Origin of the sequence: Kitasatospora sp. NPDC058162 (assembly GCF_042884005.1) — a bacterium.
Classification (GTDB): Bacteria; Actinomycetota; Actinomycetes; order Streptomycetales; family Streptomycetaceae; genus Kitasatospora.
The window spans coordinates 242604-259629 of the sequence record NZ_JBHVUS010000002.1 but is presented as its reverse complement, the minus strand read 5'-3'; the positions used below and the strand labels follow the sequence as shown (position 1 = coordinate 259629).

Annotated in this window: 16 protein-coding genes and 1 pseudogene; 11 read left to right on the top strand and 6 right to left on the bottom strand. The window is 73.6% G+C overall.

Going from position 1 to position 17026, the window contains the following annotated elements; translation table 11 throughout:
• Positions 1 to 55: 55 nt before the first annotated feature.
• From ACFVXG_RS04660 to ACFVXG_RS04645, 4 genes are read right to left on the bottom strand one after another with little or no spacing between them, the layout of a single operon-like run.
• On the bottom strand, positions 56 to 295 hold the full coding sequence (locus tag ACFVXG_RS04660; RefSeq protein WP_387924296.1) for a hypothetical protein: 240 nt from the start codon (positions 293 to 295) through the stop codon (positions 56 to 58).
• A gap of 42 nt (positions 296 to 337) precedes the next feature.
• Positions 338 to 1024: a hypothetical protein gene (locus ACFVXG_RS04655; RefSeq protein ID WP_387924294.1), complete on the bottom strand. Its 687-nt coding sequence runs from the start codon at positions 1022 to 1024 to the stop codon at positions 338 to 340.
• A 26-nt stretch (positions 1025 to 1050) separates the two neighbouring features.
• Positions 1051 to 1479, bottom strand: coding sequence for a hypothetical protein (locus ACFVXG_RS04650; protein WP_387924292.1), 429 nt, complete (start codon positions 1477 to 1479; stop codon positions 1051 to 1053).
• On the bottom strand, positions 1476 to 1880 hold the full coding sequence (locus tag ACFVXG_RS04645; RefSeq protein WP_387924290.1) for a hypothetical protein: 405 nt from the start codon (positions 1878 to 1880) through the stop codon (positions 1476 to 1478). The genes ACFVXG_RS04650 and ACFVXG_RS04645 overlap by 4 nt, the downstream gene beginning before the upstream one ends.
• Positions 1881 to 2278: 398 nt before the next feature.
• Between ACFVXG_RS04645 and ACFVXG_RS04640 the strand changes: the two genes are divergently transcribed.
• The 5 genes from ACFVXG_RS04640 to fahA all read left to right on the top strand — a co-directional run bounded on the left by ACFVXG_RS04640 (position 2279) and on the right by fahA (position 8550).
• Positions 2279 to 3616 carry a phosphoribosyltransferase family protein gene (locus ACFVXG_RS04640; protein ID WP_387924288.1) on the top strand — a complete coding sequence of 446 codons (1338 nt, stop codon included), beginning with the start codon at positions 2279 to 2281 and terminating at the stop codon, positions 3614 to 3616.
• Positions 3617 to 3884: 268 nt separating this feature from the next.
• Positions 3885 to 5099, top strand: coding sequence for a 4-hydroxyphenylpyruvate dioxygenase (gene hppD / locus ACFVXG_RS04635; protein WP_350504108.1), 1215 nt, complete (start codon positions 3885 to 3887; stop codon positions 5097 to 5099).
• 84 nt (positions 5100 to 5183) lie between these two features.
• On the top strand, positions 5184 to 6386 hold the full coding sequence (locus ACFVXG_RS04630) for a homogentisate 1,2-dioxygenase (protein WP_387924286.1): 1203 nt from the start codon (positions 5184 to 5186) through the stop codon (positions 6384 to 6386).
• Entirely contained in the window at positions 6383 to 7333 is a 951-nt protein-coding gene (locus ACFVXG_RS04625) for a hypothetical protein (protein ID WP_387924284.1), read from the top strand. Before ACFVXG_RS04630 ends, ACFVXG_RS04625 begins: the two co-directional genes overlap by 4 nt.
• The gene (fahA, locus tag ACFVXG_RS04620; protein ID WP_387924283.1) at positions 7330 to 8550 is read left to right on the top strand and encodes a fumarylacetoacetase; all 1221 of its coding nucleotides are present in this window, start codon (positions 7330 to 7332) and stop codon (positions 8548 to 8550) included. Before ACFVXG_RS04625 ends, fahA begins: the two co-directional genes overlap by 4 nt.
• Positions 8551 to 8677: 127 nt before the next feature.
• On the opposite strand, the gene ACFVXG_RS04615 is transcribed toward fahA, so the two are convergent.
• Positions 8678 to 9451: an SDR family oxidoreductase gene (locus ACFVXG_RS04615; RefSeq protein WP_387924281.1), complete on the bottom strand. Its 774-nt coding sequence runs from the start codon at positions 9449 to 9451 to the stop codon at positions 8678 to 8680.
• Between the two features lie 100 nt (positions 9452 to 9551).
• On the opposite strand from ACFVXG_RS04615, the gene ACFVXG_RS04610 reads away from it, so the two are divergent.
• From ACFVXG_RS04610 to ACFVXG_RS04590, 5 genes and pseudogenes are all read left to right on the top strand, one after another.
• Positions 9552 to 10232, top strand: a complete 681-nt coding sequence (locus ACFVXG_RS04610; protein ID WP_387924279.1) for a TetR/AcrR family transcriptional regulator — start codon at positions 9552 to 9554, stop codon at positions 10230 to 10232.
• Between the two features lie 187 nt (positions 10233 to 10419).
• A complete protein-coding gene (locus tag ACFVXG_RS04605; RefSeq protein ID WP_387924278.1) occupies positions 10420 to 11499 on the top strand; it encodes an enoyl-CoA hydratase/isomerase family protein in 1080 nt (359 codons plus the stop codon).
• 47 nt (positions 11500 to 11546) lie between these two features.
• Positions 11547 to 12005 (top strand): GntR family transcriptional regulator, encoded by a 459-nt coding sequence (locus tag ACFVXG_RS04600; protein WP_387924276.1) that lies wholly within the window; start codon positions 11547 to 11549, stop codon positions 12003 to 12005.
• 114 nt (positions 12006 to 12119) lie between these two features.
• Positions 12120 to 13259, top strand: a pseudogene (locus ACFVXG_RS04595) (pyruvate dehydrogenase (acetyl-transferring), homodimeric type); the annotation flags it as partial.
• 159 nt (positions 13260 to 13418) lie between these two features.
• The gene (locus tag ACFVXG_RS04590; protein ID WP_387924274.1) at positions 13419 to 14204 is read left to right on the top strand and encodes an enoyl-CoA hydratase; all 786 of its coding nucleotides are present in this window, start codon (positions 13419 to 13421) and stop codon (positions 14202 to 14204) included.
• Positions 14205 to 14362: 158 nt separating this feature from the next.
• Here the strand turns inward: ACFVXG_RS04590 and ACFVXG_RS04585 are convergent, their stop codons facing one another.
• Positions 14363 to 16258, bottom strand: coding sequence for an NAD-binding protein (locus ACFVXG_RS04585; RefSeq protein ID WP_387924272.1), 1896 nt, complete (start codon positions 16256 to 16258; stop codon positions 14363 to 14365).
• A gap of 153 nt (positions 16259 to 16411) precedes the next feature.
• Here ACFVXG_RS04585 and ACFVXG_RS04580 point away from each other — a divergent pair, with 153 nt between their 5' ends.
• On the top strand, positions 16412 to 17011 hold the full coding sequence (locus ACFVXG_RS04580) for an HdeD family acid-resistance protein (protein ID WP_387924270.1): 600 nt from the start codon (positions 16412 to 16414) through the stop codon (positions 17009 to 17011).
• The last annotated feature ends 15 nt before the right edge of the window (positions 17012 to 17026 follow it).

Sequence of the window (17026 nt, the reverse complement as noted above, 5' to 3'; positions counted from 1 at the left end):
TCAGTCGTCGGTTGTCATCCGTCAGTCGGGCCGGGGCAGCGGCGCCGAGCGTGGACTACTTGCCGGGCCCGCATCCGAAGTGGCAGTCGTTCGACGTGATCGTGCCGGACGCGGACTCCGGCCCGGACCCAGACCCGGACTCGGACCCGGGGCGCCCGGTCGACCCGGAGGCGGAGGCGGCGACGGAGCAGGCGTTGCGCAGGGCCAGGGCTGCCGCGATCACACCCGCCAGTGCGCCGGCCACACAGATCACCTTGGTCGCAGTAGTCGCGGCAGTCGCGGTGTTCGTAGACATGAGGTGGTACTCCTGATTCTTCCGAGCGGCCGATCCGACCGATCAATCGCTCTGCCCACCACTGTGCGGACCGACCTGCCCCGATTGCATGGGTTCGAGGTCCTGTTCCGGTCCCAGAACGGCGCCGACCCGACCGCGCACAAGGGTCGGCGCCCCGCCCGCACCGGCCCGCAGGCCGTACCGCTCGCCCGCCCGGAGGTACACCAAGTCGCCTGGGAACAGCGGCACTTCACCGCCACCCGCCAGATCGAGGCGGACTCCGGTGCCGGAGAGCAGCACCAGAAACGCGTCGGCCGCGGTCTCGGCGTACGGCCCGTGGTCCTGCCCCGGGGTGAGGACCACGGTGTCGACGACGATCCGCCCGGCGGACCGGGTGAACCCGACGGAGCCCGAACCGGCACGCTGGGCCGGGATGTCGGCGGCGGGCAGGACGGCACGGACGGTCAGCACGGCGGTCGGCGCGCCGCGCACGGCGGTGAGCCGGTGGCTGCTGCCGGGCGGGTGGTGCAGCACCTCGCCCGGGGCGAGGATCCGACCCGCTGCGGACAGCCGGCCGGCCAGCACCACGGTGACCGACTCCACTGATTCGCGCGACAGTTGCTCGACCCGGACGCCGGGCGGCAGGGTCTCCACGGTCAGCGCGGCGCGGACGGACGGCTGCCGCCCGGGGTCGATCAGCCGCTGGAAGGCGGGCGCGGTGCGCGGCACGGCGGCGGGGACGAGGATCACGGGTGACTCCTGGAGACGGTGGGCGGTCAGGGCCGGTCGGAGCGTTCGGCGCGGCGGCGGGCCAGGGCGGCCCCGGCCCGGGTACCGGCCCGGGTGCCGGCCCGGTGGCGCGGCACGGCGAGGGTGAGGCAGAGCAGTTCCGCGCCGAGCGGGCCGGCCTCGATCCGCAGGGTGCGGCCCCTACGGGCCAGCAGCAGGTCGCCGTCCGATGCCAAGTGGTCCGGCTGGTCGGCGAGTTGTCCGATGACGGCGGCGCCGCGCAGCACGTGCAGCACGGTCTCGGCGTCGGGCCGCCCGGGCAGGACGTGGTGGGCGCCCGGGCTCAGCCGCAGGTGGTCGAAGGCCTCGCAGGCGCTGCTGAGCATGGTGCGGCGGGCCAGCGAGCGGATCCGGACCCGCTCGCCGTTCGGGCCGAGCAGGACCATGGCGGAGCCGGTGTCAGTGGTGACGATCACCTCGGGTCGCCTCCTTCGGGGAACGGTTCGGTTTCTTCGGCGGAGGACTCGGCCGCCGTGGGGACGGCCAGGACGGCGTGGAAGTACTCCAGTCCGGCCGTCCCGGCGGTCAGGACGGTCCGCGCGCCGAGCGGCAGTACGACGGCGGTGCCCTCGATCAGCGGCAGGCCGGTGTCGGCGCGCTCCGGGTGGTCGGGGTGCTGGACGTCCTCCGGCAGTGCGGCGAGGCCGGAGCCCGCGGTGACGTACAGCGCGTGCTCGAGGCCCTCGGCGGTCACCTCGGCGCTGCGCCCGGGGTCGAGCCACTGCAGGCCGACGGCGCGCAGCGGTCCCGCGAGCAGGCGGCCGGGGTCGACGGCGGCGCCGCGTCGGCGCAGGTCGGTGATGACGGTGCCCGGCATGTCGGGTGCTCCTTCGGTGGTGGGCGGGCCCTGCGGACCGCCGCTGCGCACCACGTTCCGCCGCCCGCCGTCCCGGCCGCACGGGTGTGTCGTCCCGTCCCGCTCCCGGCCCGAACCCGGCCGCGCCAGCGCATCGTCCCGGGCCGGAACCCGTACCGTCCCGGGCCCCGGGCCGGACCGTCCCGGGCCCGAACCCGCGAAGTCCCGGGCCCGTACCCACCCCGGCCCCACCCCGGTCCCACCCACGTCCCACCGGCTCCCGACCGGCTCCCGACCGGCTCCCGACCAGCTCCCCCACCCGGGCCCCCAGGGCCCCCGCCGGTCAGCACCAGAGGCTCCAGGGGACGCCCCGGAGGGACGCCCCGGACCGGCGTACGGTGGAACTCGGAGGCCGTGGAATGCACGTCACCGGAACCCATTTCACCGACCGCACCGAGGCGGGCCGCCGCCTGGCCGGCCTGCTCGCCCACCTCGCCGGCCCCGACACCGTGGTGGTCGCCCTGCCGCGGGGCGGGGTGCCGGTGGCGGCCGAGGTGGCGGCGGCGCTCGGCGCGCCGCTGGACATCTGCGTGATCCGCAAGCTGGGCGTGCCGTACCAACCCGAGCTGGGCATGGGGGCGATCGGCGAGGACGGCGTCCGGGTGCTGAATGAGCAGGTCATCCGGCTCGCCGGGGTCGGCGACGGGCAGCTGGCGCAGGTGGAGCGGCGCGAGCGGGCCGAGTTGGAGCGCCGGGCGCTGCGCTACCGGGGCGACCGCCCGGCGGCCGACCTGCGCGGGCGCACCGTGGTCGTGGTGGACGACGGGATCGCCACCGGCTCGACCGCCCGGGCCGCCTGCCGGATCGTCCGGGCGCGCGGCGCGGCCCGGGTGGTGCTCGCCGTCCCGGTGGCGCCCCGGGACTGGACGGAGCGGCTGTCCGAGGTCGCCGACGAGCTGGTCTGCGTCGACACGCCGTCGCCGTTCTTCGCGATCGGCGAGTTCTACGCCGACTTCTCGCAGACCGGCGACGAGGAGGTGCTGCGGCTGCTGGCCGAGGCCCGGGGCGAGCGGCCCGACGGGGAGCCGGCCGGCGTCGACCGCGAGCTGGCGCTGGCCGTCGCCGGGGTCCGGCTGGCCGGGCGGCTGACCGTGCCGGCCGGGGCGCGCGGGATGGTGGTGTTCGCGCACGGCAGCGGGAGCGGCCGGCACAGTCCGCGAAACCGGCACGTCGCCCGCCACCTGAACCGTTCCGGGCTGGGCACCCTGCTGTTCGACCTGCTCACCGAGGCCGAGGAGCCGGACCGACGGAACGTGTTCGACGTCGCCCTGCTCGGCTCGCGGCTGAGCGCCGTCGCCGCGGAGCTGGGGCGCACCGAGGGGGCGCGCGGGCTGCCGCTGGGGCTGTTCGGCGCCAGCACCGGCGCGGCCGCCGCGCTGTACACGGCCGCCGAGCTGGGCCCGGCGGTGCGCGCCGTGGTCTCCCGGGGCGGGCGGCCCGACCTCGCCGGGCCGGAGGTCCTGGGCCGGGTGGTCGCGCCTACGCTGCTCGTGGTGGGCGCGCTGGACGCCACCGTGCTCGACCTCAACCGGCGGGCCCGGGCCCGGCTCGGCGGCGCGAGCGAACTGGCGGTGGTGCCGCACGCGAGCCACCTGTTCGAGGAGCCGGGCACCCTCGACCGGGCCGCTGAGCTGGCCGGGGACTGGTTCCTGCGCCACCTCCCGCCCGCCGACGGACCGGCTCCCGGGGGCCGGTAGGTGCGGTTGCGCAGAATTCGTGCGATGACCGCGCCGGGGCAGCGCATTTTGCGCAGCCGACGCCGGGATTTCCTGTTCAGCTTGTACACATTGAGCAGTGAAAAATCGACCTGTTGCCCAACCCCCACGACAGGAGCAAGCTCTGCGCAACCGCACCGCCCACCCGTTCGCCGTGCGGCCGCGATCCACGCGATCCGACCGGAGGGCCGCAAGCCCCCGGAAACCCCCGGAAGCCTCAACGCCGAGGCCCTGAGTGGAGGAACGAGCGATGACCCCGCAGTCCCACGCCCTTGAGCTGACCCCCGAGGAGCGCGAGGCCGGTCTCGACGCCGACCAGCTGCGCCGCCTCGTCGGCCTCGTCGAGCACGACCAGGCCTCCGACCCGTTCCCGGTCACCGCGCAGGACGCGGTCGTCTTCGTGGTCGGCAACGCCACCCAGACGGCCCAGTTCTACCAGGTCGTGTTCGGCATGGAGCTGGTCGCCTACTCCGGCCCGGAGACCGGCCGCCGCGACCGCAAGGCCTACGTGCTGCGCTCCGGCTCCTGCCGCTTCGTGATCAAGGGCGGCGTCCAGCCGGACAGCGCGCTGCTGGACCACCACCGCCGCCACGGCGACGGCGTGGTCGACCTCGCCCTGGAGGTCCCGGACGTCGACAAGTGCATCGAGCACGCCCGGGCCACCGGCGCCACCGTCCTGGAGGAGCCGAACGACGTCTCGGACGAGAACGGCACCGTGCGCCGCGCGGCCATCGCCACCTACGGCGAGACCCGCCACACCCTGATCGACCGCTCCCGCTACCACGGCCCCTACCTGCCGGGCTACGTCGTCGCGCAGAGCAGCGTCACCCGCCCGGAGGGCACGCCCAAGCGCCTGTTCCAGGCCCTCGACCACGCCGTGGGCAACGTCGAGCTGGGCCGGATGGACGAGTGGGTCCAGTTCTACAACCGGGTCATGGGCTTCGTGAACATGGCCGAGTTCGTCGGCGACGACATCGCCACCGAGTACTCCGCCCTGATGTCCAAGGTCGTCGCCAGCGGCAACCACCGGGTGAAGTTCCCGCTCAACGAGCCGGCCATCGCCAAGAAGAAGTCCCAGATCGACGAGTACCTGGAGTTCTACACCGGCCCCGGCTGCCAGCACATGGCGCTCGCCACCAACGACATCCTCACCACCGTCGACGTGCTGCGCTCGCGCGGCGTCGAGTTCCTCAACACCCCGGACGCCTACTACGACGACCCGGAGCTGCGGGAGCGGATCGGCAAGGTCCGGGTGCCGATCGAGGAGCTGAAGAAGCGCGGCATCCTGGTCGACCGCGACGAGGACGGCTACCTGCTGCAGATCTTCACCAAGCCGATCGGCGACCGCCCGACCGTCTTCTACGAGTTCATCGAGCGGCACGGTTCGCTGGGCTTCGGCAAGGGCAACTTCAAGGCGCTGTTCGAGTCCATCGAGCGCGAGCAGGACCGTCGCGGCAACCTGTGAAGCGTCGGACCGACCTGATCGGTCGACCTACCCTGATTGACGGCAGCACGGCGGCCTGACGGACGGTCGAGGAGGAGCACGGAGATGGCGTACTACCGGCAGCTGGGCAACATCCCGCCCAAGCGGCACACCCAGCACCGCACACCCGAAGGCGGGCTGTACTACGAGGAGTTGATGGGCGAGGAGGGGTTCTCCTCCGACTCGTCGCTGCTCTACCACCGGGGCATCCCCTCGGCGGTGGTCAACGCGGTGCCGTGGGAGCTGCCCGACCAGTCCACGGTGCCCAACCATCCCCTGCTCCCCCGCCACCTCAAGCTGCACGAGCTGTTCGCGGACCAGGAGTGGAAGTCCGCGGACGTGGTCGGCAGCCGCCGGCTCGTCCTCGGCAACGGCGACGTGCGGATCTCGTACGTCGCCGCCGGGGCCCCGAGCGAGCTGTACCGCAACGGGCTCGGCGACGAGTGCGTGTACGTGGAGTCCGGCGCGGGCACGGTCGAGACGGTCTTCGGCTCGATCGAGGTCGGCCAGGGCGACTACGTGATCATCCCGCGCGCCACCACCCACCGCTGGGTGCCGACCGGCGACGAACCGCTGCGCGCCTACTGCATCGAGGCGAACAGCCACATCACCCCGGTCAAGCGCTACCTGTCCAAGTACGGGCAGCTGCTGGAGCACGCGCCGTACTGCGAGCGGGACTTCCGCGGACCGGTCGGGCCGCTCGTCGTCGACACCCCCGGCGACGTCGACGTACTGGTCAAGCACCGTGGCGCGAACGGGGTTTCGGGCACCCGCTACACCGTGCCGCACCACCCCTTCGACGTGGTCGGCTGGGACGGCTGCCTGTACCCGTACGCCTTCAACATCCGGGACTTCGAGCCGATCACCGGGCGGATCCACCAGCCGCCGCCGGCCCACCAGGTGTTCGAGGGCAACAACTTCGTGATCTGCAACTTCGTTCCCCGCAAGGTGGATTACCACCCGCTGTCGGTCCCGGTGCCGTACTACCACGCCAACGTGGACAGCGACGAGGTCATGTTCTACTGCGGCGGCGACTACGCGGCCCGCAAGGGCTCCGGCATCGCCCAGGGCTCGATCTCGCTGCACCCGGGCGGGCACACCCACGGGCCGCAGCCGGGCGCCTACGAGCGCAGCATCGGCGTGGAGTTCTTCGACGAGCTGGCGGTCATGGTGGACACCTTCCGCCCGCTGGAACTCGGCGAGGGCGGTCGGGCCAGTGAGGACGCCAACTACGCCTGGACGTGGGCGGGTCGGGGGCCCGGGCGATGAGCGCCGAGGGTTCGCCGATCCCGTCCGAGATCCTGTCCGAGATCCTGTCCGCGGTCCCGTCCGCGGTCCCGTCCGCGGTCCCGTCCGAGATCCTGTCCGCAGCCCCGTCCGCGATCCCGGAGCTGTTCCGCGGACTCTTCGACGACGCGGCGGTGTTCCCCCCGGGGAACCTGCCGGTCGCCGAGGCGGTGCCCGCGCACCGCGCCCACCGCACGGCCTGGTACGCCGACGCGGTCGGCCCGTTCCTCTGCGGGGCGGGCCGGTTGGGCGAACTGGCCGCGGCGGTGGCGGGCACCGGGCCGCTCAGGGTCGGGCTGGTGCTGCCGGGGGGCAGCGCCGAGCTCGGGCCGGCGCTCACCGCCGCCGCACCGTTCGAGGTCGCGGGCGTCGAACTCGCCACCCGGGACGTGCAGGAGGCCGTGGCCGAACTGGACCGGCTGCTGCCGCCGGACGTGCCCGCCGCCGTCGAGCTGCCGCGCGAACTCCTGCGCGGGGACGGCCTGGACGAGACCCTGGACGCCCTGGTCGACAGCGCCTACCGGGCGAAGTTCCGCACCGGCGGGGTCGTCGCGGAGGCGTTCCCGGACGAGGCCGAACTGGCCGCCTTCCTCACCGGCTGCGCCCGGCGCGGCCTGCCGTACAAGTGCACGGCCGGACTGCACAACGCCGTCCGGCACACCGACCCGGTGACCGGCTTCGAGCACCACGGCTTCCTCAACGTGCTGCTGGCCGCGCAGGAGACCGGCCGCGCGGCGGCCGCCGAGGTGCTGGCCGAACGCGACGGCGAGGTGCTGGCCAAGGCCGTCCGCGCCCTGAGCGGGCACCAGGTTACGGTGATCCGCAACTCGTTCACCGCGTTCGGCACCTGCAGCATCGCCGAGCCCCTGGACGACCTGGCCGCGCTCGGCCTGCTGTCGCCCAGTCCACTCCTCCAGGAGGACCGTTGAGCACCCCCCGCAGCTGGCTGGCCAGCGCCCAGGACTCGCCGTTCGGCGTGCACAACCTGCCGTACGGCGTCTTCACCGCGGCCGACCGGCCCGGGCGGCGCCGGATCGGCGTGCGCGTCGGGGACTTCGTGCTGGACGCCGGGGCCGCCGCCCGCGCGGCCGGGGCGCCGTCGGTCCTCCTGGACGCGGACTCGCTCAACCCGCTGATGGCGGCCGGGCGTTCGGCCTGGACCCAGGTCCGCGCCGACCTCACATCCTGGCTGACCGACGAGTCCTTCCGCGAGGCGCTGTCGCCGGCGCTGCTGCCCGCCGACGAGGTCGAACTGCACCTGCCGTTCGAGGTCGCGGACTACGTCGACTTCTACGCCTCCGAGCACCACGCCACCAACCTGGGCCGGATCTTCCGCCCGGGCTCGGAGCCGCTCACGCCCAACTGGAAGCACCTGCCCATCGGTTACCACGGGCGGGCGGGCACGGTCGTGGTCTCCGGCACGCCGGTGGTGCGTCCGCACGGGCAGCGCAAGGCGCCCGCCGACGCCGCGCCGACCTTCGGGCCGACCCGTCGGCTGGACATCGAGGCCGAGGTCGGCTTCGTCGTCGGCACGCCGTCCGAGCTGGGCCGACCGGTCGTGCTGGACGACTTCCGCGAGCACGTCTTCGGCGTCTGCCTGCTCAACGACTGGTCGGCGCGCGACATCCAGGCCTGGGAGTACGTGCCGCTCGGCCCCTTCCTGGGCAAGTCGTTCGCGACCTCGGTCTCGCCGTGGATCGTGCCGCTGGACGCCCTCCAGCACGCCCGGGTCACGCCGCCGGAGCGCGACGTCGAGCCGCTGGCGTACCTGGACGACCGCGGCGGCGAGCCGTGGGGCCTGGACCTGGCCATGGAGGTCCGGCTGAACGGGCACCTGGTCTCGCGCCCGCCGTTCGCCGCCATGTACTGGACGGCGCAGCAGCAGCTGACCCACATGACCGTCAACGGCGCCTCGCTGCGCACCGGCGACCTGTTCGCCTCGGGGACGGTCAGCGGGCCGGAGCCGGACACCCGCGGCGCGCTGATCGAGCTGACCTGGAACGGCGAGGAGCCGCTCAAGCTGCCGGACGGCACGACCCGGACCTTCCTGGAGGACGGCGACGAGGTGGTCATCACGGCGACGGCCCCGGGGCCGGACGGCGTGGTGGTCGGCTTCGGCGAGGTCTCGGGGCGGGTGCGGGGCTGACGGCGGACGGTCGGCGGTCGACGGCCGCGGCCGACAGGTGACAGCTGACAAGTAACAGATAACGGATAACAGCTGACAGATTTCATCATCTGAAATCTGTCAGCTGTTTTTTGTTCGCCCGCCCCTCCTACAACCCCGCGCCGCCCGTGGCGTCGACGACCCGCCCGGTCACCCAGCGCGCCTCGTCCGAAGCCAGGAAGGCGACGATGTCGGCGATGTCCTCCGGCTGCCCGACCCGGCCGAGCGCGGCGAGCGAGGCCGCGTGCGCCTCCGCCTCCGGATTGCCGCGCAGCCAGCCCGCGTTGACGTCGGTGTCCACCACGCCGGGCGCGACCGAGTTGGCCGTGATCCCGCGCGGGCCCAACTGCTTGGCCAGGTTGAGCGTGAAGGTGTCGAGCGCACCCTTGGTCGCGCCGTAGGCGATGATCTCCGGCATCGCGAGCCGGGCGGCCCCGCTGGAGATGTTGATGATCCGCCCGCCGTCCCGCATCCGCTCCAGCCCGTGCCGCACGACGAAGAACGGCGCCCGGACGTTCACCGCGAACACCTCGTCGAAGCCCTCCTCGGTCAGCGTCGCGAGGTCCGAACTGCGGCCGATCCCGGCGTTGTTGACGATGATGTCGACCCCGCCGCCGGGCGCGTGCGCCTCGACCTCCGCGTCGAAGGCGGCCCACAGCGCGGCCGCGTCCCCGTGCCGCCCGAGTTCGGTGCGCAGCGCGAAGGCCCGCCCGCCGTCGGCCCGGATCCCGTCCACCACCTCCCGCGCCGCCGCCTCGTCCCTGGCGTAGCCGACCGCGACGACGGCGCCGTCCCGCCCGAGCCGGCGGGCGATCGCCCGGCCGATCCCCCTGCTGCCACCGGTGACCAGTGCGACCTTGCCCCGAAGTCCGTACGCGCCCATGACCGTGCCCCCTCCTGTTGCATCCCCAATTATTCTTGAGCGATCGCTCAAGAAAAACGCTAGCACATACTTCTTGAGCGACTGCTCTAAAATCCGTTCCATGACCGAGGCAGCCACACCCGACAGCGCGCCGGCAGCCCGCCCGGCCACCGACCCGGCGGCAGGCCAGGCAGCAGGCCAGGCCCCCCGCCCCCGGCGCGGACGCCCGCCCGCCTTCGACCGGGACGAGGCCCTGGGCGCGGCGACCCGGCTGTTCTGGGAGCGCGGCTACGAGGCCACCTCCGTCACCGACCTGACCACCGCCATGGGCATCCGCCCCGGCAGCCTCTACGCCGCGTTCGGCGACAAGCGCACGCTCTTCGAGGAGGTCGTCCGCCAGTACGGACACTCCCCCGTCGGGGCGTTCGTGGGTATCGCCCTGGCCGAGGAGACCGGCGCCCGCGCGGCCTTCGCCCGGATCCTGCGCGAGGCCGCGGTGATCTATCCGGACCCGTCCCACCCGGCCGGCTGCCTGGTGATCAGCGCCGCCACCAACGTCACCCCGCAGGACGCCGGGGTCCAGACCCTCCTGCGCGACCTGCGCAACCGGAACCGGCAGGTCTTCGAGGACCGGCTGCTCGCCGCCCGGCAGGACGGCGAACTGCCCGCCGAGGCCGACCCGAAGGCGCTGGCCGGGTACCTCGCCACCGTCATCCAGGGCATGTCCCAGCAGGCCCGCGACGGCGCCACCGCCGAGGAGCTGACCCGCGTCGCCGAACTCGCCCTGCGCGCCTGGCCGTGACCGTCGGCGCCGACCCTCAGCCGCGAGGGCCCGCCGGGAACACCCGCCGCGGCCACCGACCGAGGCCACCGACCGAACCCGTCGCCCGGCCCCGCGATCGCGGGGGCCGCGTGATCACAACGGCCCAGCCGCCCCGGTACGGTGGACCGCGGAAGGCCAGATCACCGAGGGGACGGGAGCGGTTCCGATGAGCGCAGAGGTGGCGGAGGTCCAGGCGGTCCTGGACGGCGACGGCGGCCTCGGGCGGCTCGTGCTGAACCGGCCGCGGGCCCTCAACTCGCTGACCCACGGCATGATCACCACCATCCGCGCGACGCTGGACGCCTGGGCCGCCGATCACCGGGTGCGCGCCGTCGTCCTGACCGGCGCCGGCGAGCGCGGCCTGTGCGCGGGTGCGGACCTGCGCGCGATGCACGCCGACGTCACCGCCGGCGGGGCCGGCACCCGCGCCTTCTTCCGTGACGAGTACCGGGTGAACGCGCTGATCGCCCGCTACCCGAAGCCGTTCGTCGCCGTCATGGACGGCATCACGATGGGCGGCGGCATCGGCCTGTCCGCCCACGCCGCCGTGCGGATCGTCACCGAGCGCTCCGTGATCGCGATGCCCGAGACCCGGATCGGGCTCACCCCGGACGTCGGCGGCAGCCGCCTGCTCGCCCTCGCCCCGGGCGAGTCGGGCACCCACCTCGGGCTCACCTCCGCCTCGATCGGCCCCGCCGACGCCCTGCTGTGCGGCTTCGCGGACCACTACGTCCCGTCCGCCCGCCTCCCCGAGCTGCTCGACGCCCTCGCGCACGGCGCCGCCGGCGCCACCGGCGCCGACCCGGCCGCGACCGTCGCCGCCCACGCCGAGCCCGCGCCGTCCGCCGGCCCCGCCGGACTGGCCGCCCAGCGCGAGTGGATCGACGCCTGCTACGCGGCCGACACCGTCGAGGAGATCCTCCGGCGCCTGCTCGACTCCGGCGTACCGGAGGCGAAGGAGGCCGCCGAGCTGCTGCTCGGGAACTCCCCCACCGCCGTCAAGGTCACCCTGGCCGCGCTGCGCCGGGCCCGTACGCTGCCCTCGCTGGAAGCGGTGCTCGACCAGGAGTACCGCATCTCCTGCGCCGCACTGGACGGTCCGGACCTGGCCGAGGGCATCCGCGCCCAGGTGATCGACAAGGACCGCGACCCGCAGTGGTCGCCGCGCACGCTCGCCGAGGTGACGGAGGCCGAGGTCGCCCGCTTCCTCGCCCCGCGCGAGGGCGACGAGTTGGGCCTGGCCTGACCGGCCCCGCGGCCGACCCCCCGGCCCCGGAACGCCTGGAGATCGCCATGACCCACCCGATGCCGACGCGGGCGGTGACGCCGACCCCGGCGCCGACGCCGGCCGGGGACGCCGACCCGCTGTCCCGGGTGCCGCTCGGCGAGCAGGTGCACGGACTACTGCTGGAGGGCCTGCTCGGCGGCCGCTGGCAGCCCGGGGACCGGATCGTCGAGCGGCGCCTGGCGGCCGAGTTGAACGTCAGCCAGGCGCCGGTACGGGAGGCGCTGCGCTCGCTGCAGACCCTGGGAGTGCTCGACGCGGAACCCAACCGGGGCGTCCGGGTGCGCGAGATCGGCCCGGCGGAACTGCGCGAGGTCTACCAGGTACGGGCGGCACTGGAGCGCCCGGCCGCCGAGGCGGCGGCGGTCCGACTGGCCGGGGAGACCGGCGCGTTGGAGCTGCACGCCGCACGGATGGCGGCGTCCGGCCCGAGCTGCACGAGAACGCCGCCGACCACCTGCCGCTGATCGAGGCCTTCCGGCGGCAGGACCCCGAGGTCGGGCGGCTGCTCGCGGAACACGTCCTGGAGTACGCCGACCGCTCCGGCTGAGGGCCGGCCCGGACAGCCTGTCCACGGCCCACTCTTCCCGACCGCCGGGATCTACTCCCCGCTCGGACAGACCTACGACCCGGTCGACCGGGATCAACTCCTCCGCTACAAGGAGTCGGTGAGCGGCCAGATCCTCAACGAGGGCATCACCGAAGCCGGTTCGATGGCCTCACTGACCGCCGCCGCGACCGCGTACGCCCCCCACGGCGAGCCGGTCATCCCGTTCTACATCTTCTACTCGATGTTCGGCTGGCAGCGCACCGCCGACCAGATGTGGGCCCTGGCCGACCAGTTGGGCCGCGGCTTCCTGATCGGCGCCACCGCCGGGCGCACCACCATGACCGGCGAAGGCCTGCAACACGCCGACGGCCACTCCCAGTTGATCGCCTCCACCAACCCCGCCGCGCTCTCCTACGACCCCGCCTTCGGCTACGGGGTCGCCGTGATCGTCCGCGAGGGGCTGCGCCGGATGTACGGCAGCAGCGAGCAACACCCGCACGGCGAGGACGTGTTCTGCTACCTGACCGTCTACAACGAGCCGCTTCCGCAGCCCGCCCTGCCCGGCGGCCCGTCGGCCGGGGACGCGGTGGTCGACGGCATCCTGCGCGGGCTCTACCGCTACCGCGCGGCGGACACCGACGCCCTGCCCGCCGCCACCCTGCCCGCCGGCGCCCGACTCGCCGACGCCCTGCGGCTCCAACTGCTCGCCTCCGGGACCGCCGTGCACTGGGCGCTCGCCGCGCAGCGGCTGCTCGGCGGGGAGTGGGGCGTGGCGGCCGACGTCTGGTCCGCGCCGTCCTGGACCGAACTGCGCCGGGAGGCGCTCGACTGCGACGCCGCCAACCTGGCCCAGGCGGCGGCCGGTACCGGCGCGGCGGCCCGCGTCCCGTACGTGACCCGGGCGCTGGCCGGGGCCCCGGGGCCGGTGCTCGCGGTCAGCGACTGGATGCGCGCGGTGCCGGACCAGATCCGGCCCTGGGTCGAGCAGGACTGGACGTCCCTGGGCACCGACGGCTTCGGCCTCTCCGACAGCCGGACGGCCACCCGACGGCACTTCGGGGTGGACGCCGAGTCGGTGACGGTCGCCGCACTGGCCGCCCCGGCCCGCCGGGGCGAGGTCAAGGCCGAGACCGTACGCCAGGCGGCGGAACGTTACGGCGTCCGGTTCTGACCGCTCCACTGCTCTGGTGACCGGCGTCTCGCATACCAAGACTGGCGCGAGGCGGGGCGCGTCGTAGATCGTTGGGTGGTCAGGGCGCGCCCGCGCGGCGCCGAGCAGTGGAATGGCCAGGCAGCGCAATGGCCAAGCAGCGGAATGGAAGTTACGGCGATGACCGAGACCGAGACCTACGAGACGATCCTGGTCGAGCGCAAGGGCCGGGTCGGGCTGATCACCCTCAACCGGCCCAAGGCGCTCAACGCGCTGAACACCCAGCTGATGAACGAGGTCGTGGCGGCGGCCACGGCCTTCGACCGGGACCCGGAGATCGGCTGTCTGGTGATCACCGGTTCGGAGAAGGCCTTCGCGGCCGGCGCCGACATCAAGGAGATGCAGGGCAACCGGTTCCCGGACGTCTACCTGGACGACTGGCTGGGCCCGTGGGACCGGTTCGGCGCACTGCGCAAGCCGGTGGTGGCGGCGGTCGCCGGGTTCGCGCTGGGCGGCGGCTGCGAGCTGGCGATGATGTGCGACGTCCTGCTGGCGGCGGACACCGCGAAGTTCGGCCAGCCGGAGATCAAGCTCGGCGTGCTCCCCGGCATCGGCGGCTCGCAGCGCCTCACCCGCGCCATCGGCAAGGCGAAGGCGATGGACCTGTGCCTGACCGGCCGGATGATGGGCGCCGAGGAGGCCGAGCGGGCCGGCCTGGTCGCCCGGATCGTCCCGGCCGACCAGCTGCTCACCGAGGCGCTGGCCACCGCCGACACCATCGCGGCGATGTCCACCCCGGCGGCGGTGATGCTCAAGGAGAGCGTCAACCGGGCCTTCGAGACGACGCTCGCCGAGGGCGTGCGCTTCGAGCGCCGGCTGTTCCACTCTGTGTTCGCCACGGCGGACCAGAAGGAGGGCATGGCCGCCTTCGCCGAGAAGCGGGCGCCGAAGTTCGAGAACCGCTGACGGCCGGTGGTGGGCGACGCGCGGCAGGCGTGCGCGACGGCTGACGAATGACAGCTGACGCATGACGGCTAACAGATGACAGCGAACAGATTTCAGATGATGAAATCTGTTCGCTGTCATCTGAAATCTGTCAGCTGTTCGCCGTCCACTGTCCGCGGTCAGCCGCCCTCCTCCACCAACACCGTGTTCAGCCGCGCCAGCCCGCTGCGGGTGGCGGCGACCACGATGCGGTCGCCCGGGGTCAGCCGCCGGGTGCGGTCGGCGAAGCCCCAGTGCAGCTGGTTGCTGCGGGCGAAACGGACCGCGATCACCCGGACACCGCCCGGGTCCTCCAGGTCGTGCCGGTTCAGGCCGATCAGTCCGCTGCCGTCCTCCACCGTCAGCTCCGCGATCAGCAGCGCGTGCCGGAACACCGACAGCGTCCCGCGCACCTCACTGCCCATCAGGGCGGCCGCGAAGGCGGGCGCGGCCAGGTAGGAGACTGAGCGGGACGCCGCGTTGTCCAGCGTCTTGTAGAAGTGGCCGGCGAAGTTGTCGTCGAACAGCCGGACCACCACCCGGACGTCGGGGTTGCCGTGCCGCGCCTCCAGCGCCGCCTCCAGGTTGGTGGCGTCGTCCCCGCTGACCGCGACCACCGCCCGGCTGTGCTTCAACCGGGCCCGGCGCAGCTGCTCCTCGAACGGCCCGTCACCCAGCACCACCGGGATGCCGAGCGCCCGGGCGGCGGCGATTCCGCGGGCCTGCGGATCGCGCTCCATGCAGACCACCGGCACCCCCATCTCGTGCAGCTGGGTCGCGACCCGGGTGCCGACGTTGCCGAGCCCGACGACGATCACGTGGTCCCGGGTACCGGCGCTCGGGTTGCGCGGCAGCCCGCGCCGTCCGGAGCCGAGCACCTCGACCACGATGGCGGTGGCGACCGGCGCGAAGGTGATGCCGCAGAGGGTGATCACCACCTGGGCGGCCCGCTGCCACGCCCCGCCCGTCCCCGTCCCGGCGGCGATGTCGGCCGGCTGATCGGGCTGGGCGGCGCCGGCCAGGTCGAGCAGGGAGATGTAGACGGTCCAGCCGAAGTCCCGGCTGAGGTACCAGAGCACGCTGAACGCCAGCAGCACGGCGGCGAGCGCGGTGAGCAGCGTCAGCCGCATCCGGGCGCTGGTGAAGAACCGCATGGTGTCGAGCACCCGCCAGCGCAGCCGCCGCGCCCAGCTGATCGGCTCCCCGGGCTCCATCCGCAGCGCCTGCAGCGCGGCGACCCCGCCCGGCGACTCCTCGGGCTCGAGCTCAGTCCCTGGCTCGGTGTCGGGCTCGGGCTCCGACGCCGGCTCAGAGACCTGCTCCGGCGCCCGCTCCGGCACCCGCTCCGGCCCCGGTTCACGGCGGGCCCCGCCCGGCCGGACCGGCCCGTCGCCGCCGAACTCGGTGGCGAGCCGGACGAATTCGGCCGAGTCGCCCTCTTGCTCCGGCAGCAGACGGATCTTGCTGAGGTCCTGCCGGTCGATGTGGTCGGCGACCACGCAGATCCGGTCCGGGGTGATGGCGTCGTCGAACGCGATGTGCAGGTAACGGCCGCCGATCTCCACCGAGTTGGGCCGGCCGAGCGCGGCGGCTGCGAAGGCCGGGGCGGCGGTGGCGGAGCCGGAGAGCGCGGCGCCGTTCCTGAGCAGTCGTTCGATGTTCTCGCCGAGGCGCTGGTTGAACATCCGGAAGACGATCCGGATGTTCGGGTTGTGGCCCTGGGCGCTGAGCGCGGCGTGGATGTTCTCCTGGTCGCTGCCCTCGACCAGGGCGAGGCCGCGGGCGGTGTCGATGGACACCGCGCGCAGTGCTTCCTCGGTGATGTTCGGGTATTCGACGACGGCCGCGACGCCGGTGAGCTGCTCGATCCGCGGCGCGTGGTCGCGGGTGCGGTCCGCGACCAGGACAACGACCGGGACTTCGTAGTGCTCGACGAGTTCCAGGACCAGCCGGTGGGCCAGGGCGTTGCCCCCGCACACGATGTAGTGCTGGCTGATCGGCTCGACCGGAGGGGTCCCCCACCCTTCAGAAGTCATACCGCCGGATGATATCGACGGCATGCGACTGGACGATGTCATTCCGGCAGCCGCGGGACATCCCTCGAACGGACGTACCCGGCGGGCGGTCCGCTGACGGCGCCCGAAGGCTGGGGTTCGTTCTCCGCCCCCGACCACGAGGAGTACGCCGCCGTGGCCCCTCCGATCATCACACCCGACGGAACCCCGGTCCAGGGGCCGCTCGGCATGCTCGCCAAGGCCGCCTGGCAGGTGCTGCTGGCCGCCGGCGTGGCCTCGCTCGCCCTGGGGATCGTCGTCTTCGCCTGGCCGCGGGAGACGCTGCTGGTGGTGGGCGTGCTGTTCGGGCTCTACCTGCTGGTCATCGGCATCGTGCAGCTGGTCGCCGCGTTCGGCACCCACGCCACCACCGCCCTGCGGGTACTGGCCTTCATCAGCGGAGCGATCAGCGTCCTGCTCGGGCTGCTCTGCTTCCGCAGTGCGGTGCAGTCGCTGCTGCTGCTCGCCCTCTGGATCGGGATCGGCTGGCTGTTCCGCGGCATCACCCAGCTCGCCGCCGCGATCTCCGACCCGCTGATGCCCGCCCGCGGCTGGCAGGCCTTCGCGGGCGTGGCCAACGCCCTGGCCGGCGTGCTGCTGATGGTCTGGCCGGTCGGCTCGATCGCCGCGCTCACCGTGCTGGCCGGGTGCTGGCTGGTGGTCCTGGGCGTGGTCGAGATCGCGACCGCCGTCCAGGTGCGCGGCCGGGCCAAGCGGATCCCCTCCGGGGTCTGACCCGCCGCCACCCCT

Excerpts from the sequence above, each read along its gene's own strand:
- ACFVXG_RS04660 (WP_387924296.1), bottom strand. The coding sequence starts at position 295 with ATGTCTACGAACACCGCGACTGCCGCGACTACTGCGACCAAGGTGATC.
- ACFVXG_RS04645 (WP_387924290.1), bottom strand. The coding sequence starts at position 1,880 with ATGCCGGGCACCGTCATCACCGACCTGCGCCGACGCGGCGCCGCCGTC.
- ACFVXG_RS04640 (WP_387924288.1), top strand. The coding sequence starts at position 2,279 with ATGCACGTCACCGGAACCCATTTCACCGACCGCACCGAGGCGGGCCGC.
- hppD (WP_350504108.1), top strand. The coding sequence starts at position 3,885 with ATGACCCCGCAGTCCCACGCCCTTGAGCTGACCCCCGAGGAGCGCGAG.
- ACFVXG_RS04630 (WP_387924286.1), top strand. The coding sequence starts at position 5,184 with ATGGCGTACTACCGGCAGCTGGGCAACATCCCGCCCAAGCGGCACACC.
- ACFVXG_RS04625 (WP_387924284.1), top strand. The coding sequence starts at position 6,383 with ATGAGCGCCGAGGGTTCGCCGATCCCGTCCGAGATCCTGTCCGAGATC.
- ACFVXG_RS04615 (WP_387924281.1), bottom strand. The coding sequence starts at position 9,451 with ATGGGCGCGTACGGACTTCGGGGCAAGGTCGCACTGGTCACCGGTGGC.
- ACFVXG_RS04610 (WP_387924279.1), top strand. The coding sequence starts at position 9,552 with ATGACCGAGGCAGCCACACCCGACAGCGCGCCGGCAGCCCGCCCGGCC.
- ACFVXG_RS04605 (WP_387924278.1), top strand. The coding sequence starts at position 10,420 with ATGAGCGCAGAGGTGGCGGAGGTCCAGGCGGTCCTGGACGGCGACGGC.
- ACFVXG_RS04600 (WP_387924276.1), top strand. The coding sequence starts at position 11,547 with ATGACCCACCCGATGCCGACGCGGGCGGTGACGCCGACCCCGGCGCCG.
- ACFVXG_RS04590 (WP_387924274.1), top strand. The coding sequence starts at position 13,419 with ATGACCGAGACCGAGACCTACGAGACGATCCTGGTCGAGCGCAAGGGC.
- ACFVXG_RS04585 (WP_387924272.1), bottom strand. The coding sequence starts at position 16,258 with ATGACTTCTGAAGGGTGGGGGACCCCTCCGGTCGAGCCGATCAGCCAG.